At 60.2% G+C, this 4,508-nt stretch carries 6 protein-coding genes; all 6 read left to right on the top strand.

Annotated elements, in window-relative coordinates; genetic code table 11:
- The coding region (locus BI344_RS22535; protein WP_139167132.1) for a TraB/TrbI/VirB10 family type IV secretion system protein at positions 1-529 on the top strand (529 nt) is incomplete at its 5' end.
- A complete protein-coding gene (locus tag BI344_RS22530) occupies positions 522-782 on the top strand; it encodes a hypothetical protein (protein ID WP_071115016.1) in 261 nt (86 codons plus the stop codon). The genes BI344_RS22535 and BI344_RS22530, both read left to right, overlap by 8 nt.
- Before the next feature lie 34 nt (positions 783-816).
- Positions 817-1,017 carry a hypothetical protein gene (locus BI344_RS22525; protein WP_071115015.1) on the top strand — a complete coding sequence of 67 codons (201 nt, stop codon included), beginning with the start codon at positions 817-819 and terminating at the stop codon, positions 1,015-1,017.
- Positions 1,017-1,169, top strand: coding sequence for a hypothetical protein (locus BI344_RS24520; RefSeq protein WP_206600471.1), 153 nt, complete (start codon positions 1,017-1,019; stop codon positions 1,167-1,169). The genes BI344_RS22525 and BI344_RS24520 overlap by 1 nt, the downstream gene beginning before the upstream one ends.
- A gap of 112 nt (positions 1,170-1,281) precedes the next feature.
- The gene (locus BI344_RS22520) at positions 1,282-1,884 is read left to right on the top strand and encodes a hypothetical protein (RefSeq protein ID WP_139167131.1); all 603 of its coding nucleotides are present in this window, start codon (positions 1,282-1,284) and stop codon (positions 1,882-1,884) included.
- A gap of 37 nt (positions 1,885-1,921) precedes the next feature.
- Complete coding sequence (locus tag BI344_RS22515; RefSeq protein WP_139167130.1) at positions 1,922-4,498, top strand: hypothetical protein; 2,577 nt, start codon at positions 1,922-1,924, stop codon at positions 4,496-4,498.
- The last annotated feature ends 10 nt before the right edge of the window (positions 4,499-4,508 follow it).

Here is a 4,508-nt window from a genome sequence, read left to right as displayed (position 1 = left end):
CGCGGTGACGCTGAATGAAACTTCGTCCTACCAGACGGGCACCACGGTGATGGTGCGGATCGTGGAAGACGGCGCCAAACGCGATGCCCAGCTGTTCGGCACGTATACCGAAGGCTATGACGCGCTGGTGGTCAAACTGAACAAGATGCGATTGGCGGATGGCCGCGTGGTGCCGGTGGATGCGGTGCTGGTGGATAAGGAGACCAATTCCCAGGCGGTGGCCAGCGCGGTGAAAGGCCATTATCTCGACCGTTTCGGCATGATCGCGGCTGGCGCCTTTCTGGGGAATTACGCCACGGCGCTGACCAGCGGCGGCGAAACCACGGTGGTGAACGGCGGCGCGGTGACAACCGTGCCCAAGATTGACCAGCCGGCCAAGTACGCGGTGGGCAAAACGGTGGAGGCCGTGGCCCAGGTGGCGACGGCGGGGGCGGCTAGATTCAACAAATCGGAGGTGATTCTGGGCAGAAGTGAACTGATAGGCGTTCTGTTTCTTGACGATGCATTTACCGGGGGCAGTGATGTTTGATCAAACCTTGCTGGCGGGAGACGCGTTGGCGGCGGGCAATGCGATACGCGAGGTAGTGTATGCGCTCAGTCAGTTGCTGGGTCTGGCGGCGATGGGCAGGGCGGGATGGACGATGTACAAAAGCGGCGATGCCCGTTTCACTCAGGCGGGCGATGGTTGGAAAATATTCGTGCTGTTTCTGTCCGGCATATTTCTTTATTACATGGAGGACGCTTGGGCCTTGGTGCGCAACACCTTTCCCAGTCTGTCCTGATAACGCAGCCCGATGAGGCTTAAGGAGTGAAACAATGTTGAAGTTCAAAAAGGGAAATCTGCTTCTGATGGTGGCGGTGCTGGCCTTGCTGGCCACCGAGACCTCGCTCGCCGATACGGTGGCCACGACGGCAGGCAACTCTGGCAAGAGTCTGATGGATACCGCCAAGCAGACCAAGGACCTGATCACCTCGTTCAAGGAGGTGATCGGCATGGGCCTGCAGCTGGTGGGGTGATGTGCATGGGTTTCTCCGGCTGGAACATCTATGTGTCCGGCAAGCCGGGCAGGGAGGACCGCGGCCACATGAAGACCGCGCTGTTCGCAGGCCTGGGCGGCGTGATCGCGTATTTCGCGCCGGACTGGATCGTATGGGCGGCCACACTCTGATGTGAGGCCGGCGTTTTGCCGCAACCCGCCTGAGGCGGGTTTTTTATTGTCATGACATATCGAATTTTGCGTATAATGTTTGTTATAGTATATATTTTATAAAACATTTAAAATGCTAAGCGTGCAAATCTACCGCAACCGGAATTACCCGGGGATAGAGGATGGGTTGTACTCCATCGCCAGTCATCCGGCGCCTGGCTTTCTTGGCTCGCTGTTTGAATACAGAAGGCATGCTTGCCAGTTTTGCGGCTACCGCAGCAGGGAGTTCCTGGAGGGCGAGGCGCTGGACGACGACTATCGGAACGAGAATCCGGACAACTGGCTGGTGCTGTGCCACTACTGCCGGGCCACCCAGCATGTGGGCGCCGCATTGCGGGCGGGCGCTTTTTGGGGGGTGGAGAAAGGCCGTTCGCAAGAGGCGATCAACCGGATCTGCCGCGCGATGCCCAGGCTGGCGGAAAGCGACTTGGGCCATAACCTGGAGCGGCACTTCGAGCAGTCCGCCAAGCTGGTAGAGAGCTATATGGGCAGCCGCGGGACAGTGGATAACCTGGCGACCTTTTTCAAGGTGCTGATGAAGAATCGCGAAGACTCCTACGAGGAAACCGTCAAGCTTCTCACCCGCAATGGCTTGAGGCTGATTTTTCCGTTGTCCTACCGGCCGGAAGGCGTGGGCGCGTTGCGGCGCCATGATGCGGCGCAGAGCGGGGCTTGAACCGGATGCCGCAGTCTGAAGAGTTAAGAGGTGAGCAGTGACTATATTTGACGCGTTTGACAACTTCATGAAGCGCATTCCCAAGCTCCGAGGAGCTGCGCTGTGGGACAAGTGCGCGTGGACCACGGGCTCGGGCAACGTCATCTCTTTGCGCGGCGGCGGTCTGATGACCATCTACAAGCTCGACGGCGCCTTGCAGTCATTCGACGGCGAGGCGTATCAAGAGCGTCTGGCCAAGCTGTCCGCCATGCTGGCCAGCCTGCCCAGGCGTTCCGGCATCGTGGTGGACATCATTTTCCAGCGCGACAAGGAAACCTCGCGCAAGGAAGTGAGGAAGCAGGCCAACAGCATCCGTTCCGCCACGGCCAGGATAGGGATGGACGTCAACTTCATCCTGGACGAGCGCGAGGACATTCTGTCGCGCACCGTGACGTCGGAGCTCGCGTTGATCGTGGTGACCACTTCGCCGGCCATTCTGCCCAAGGAGATGCGCAAGGTGGCGGCCAACTGGTCGGGCGGCGAGATGGCGCAAAGCGAAAGCTTCATTCCGGCGATGCGCAACCGCCATCTGGGGGTGTGCAAGGAATATGTGGAAGGCCTGATCAACATTTTCAGCCTGAAGGCGCAGCCGCTGACCATGGAGCAGGCCATCGTGCTGGACGCGGATCTGTGGGACGGCTCGGGAGAGGGTCTGAGCCCGATCACGCCCGACTCGGTGAAAAAGAGCGGCGCGCTGCCGACGCGCGCGCAGCCGACCATCGCCGGCCAGCGCGACGACATCATCCCTCCCTTGCCGGGGTTGCAGATATTCCGCCGCCAGTTGGAAAACATTCCGGAGGAGGGCGTGGCGCGGGTGGGAAACCGTTTCTATTCCAGCGGCTACTTCGAATTCCCCATTTCGCAGCCTGAGGTGTTCAACAGCCTGCTGCGCATCCTGCCCACCGCGCGCATTCATGGCGAAATTCCGTTTCGCATGGCGTTCCAGCTGTTGTCCGGCAGTGCGTCGGGACGTTTCTCCACCAAGAAGTCGGTGGCGCAGTTCCTCAAATTTTCCACTTTCGGCGGGCAGAACTCCAAGATCGTCGATGCCATCAACGAGGTGAAGGAACTGGAGCGGATAGGCGCCACCACCTTTGTCGGCGTGAAGATTTCCGTGGTGACCTGGGGCGGCAGCAAGCAGGAGGCCACCGACCGCTTCACCGAGCTGGCGGCTGCGCTGAACGGCTGGGGCGGCGGCCAGGTGATACAGGAGTTCGGCAACCCTTGCGAAGTGGCGATGGGGACCTTGCCGGGTTTCCGCAATCTGGCGCCGGAACTGATCATGCCCTCGCAGATGCTGGCTGCCATCCTGCCCATCGAGCGGCCGGCGTCGCCCTGGAGCTACGGCAACATGATGATGTTGACCGAGGATGGCAAGCTGTTCGTCTACCAAGTGGGTTCGCAATTGCAGCAAGCCTGGGTGGACGTGATGTTCGCCACCATGGGTTCGGGCAAGTCGGTGTTGCTGCAGGCGCTCAATTTGGGTTCCATCCTGCAGCCGGGCAAGGATGATATTCCCAGAATGGCCATTCTTGACGTCGGCTATTCCTCCAAGGGCTTGATCGACACGGTCAAGGCGTCCTTGCCGATAGATAAACAGTACCTGGCGCAGCATTACCGGCTGTCGATAGACAAGCGCAATGCGATGAATCCCTTCGATACCATGCTGGGTTGCCGCTCGGCGGTGCCGGATGAGAAGGCCTTCCTGGTGGACTTTGTCACCTTGCTGCTGACGCCGGTGGGGCAGGACAGGCCGGTACCTGAAATCGCCGAGCTGGTGGACACGCTGGTGACGGCGGCCTACCGCTATTTCTCGGTGGAGAAGCCCAAGAAATACCAGCCGCGCCGCAACGCGGAAGTGGACGAGGCGCTGCAGCGGAACAACCAGCATCCGGAAGAGGAGTGTTCCTGGTGGAGCGTGGTGGACATGTTGTTCAACTGCGGCGAAATCCGCGCCGCCACCGTGGCCCAGCGCTACGCCGTGCCCATCATTCCCGATTTGAGCCAGGTGATGCAGGCCACGCCCAGCATCAAGGACAACTATACCGATGCAGTGATTCCAGGCGGCTCGTCGATGCTGGATTTCTGCAACCGCATGCTGGGTTCCATCAGCAGCCGCTTTCCGTTGCTGGCGTACGAGACCGCGCTGGACTTTTCCAACGCCAAGATCGTGGCGGTAGACTTGGCCGACGTCACCGGTGGCCAGGGCGCGGCGTCGCAGAAGCAGGGCGAGGTGATGTATCTGGCTACCAGCGCCTTCCTGGCGCGCGGCTTCTACATGGACGACGAGGTGGTGCCGACCATGGATTGCCCGGCGCAGTATATGGAGTACCATCGCCGCGAGCTGCGCAAGAACCGCAACGAGGTGAAGCGCATCGTCTACGACGAGCTGCACAATATCAGCTCGCCCATGGTGCTGGGCCTGATCGAGACGCTGGTGCGGGTGGGGCGCAAGTACAAGGTGCACATCGCGCTGGCCTCGCAGGAGCATACCGACTTTCCCAAGTCCATCATGAATCTGGCCACCAATATCTGGTGCTGCGCGCCGATTCCAAGGAGGTGCGCGACGACCTGAAGAAAACCAT

Origin of the sequence: Chromobacterium sphagni, from assembly GCF_001855555.1 — a bacterium.
Lineage (GTDB): Bacteria > Pseudomonadota > Gammaproteobacteria > Burkholderiales > Chromobacteriaceae > Chromobacterium > Chromobacterium sphagni.
Note: the sequence above shows the minus strand (reverse complement) of the source record. Positions and strands in the feature narration are given on the sequence as shown.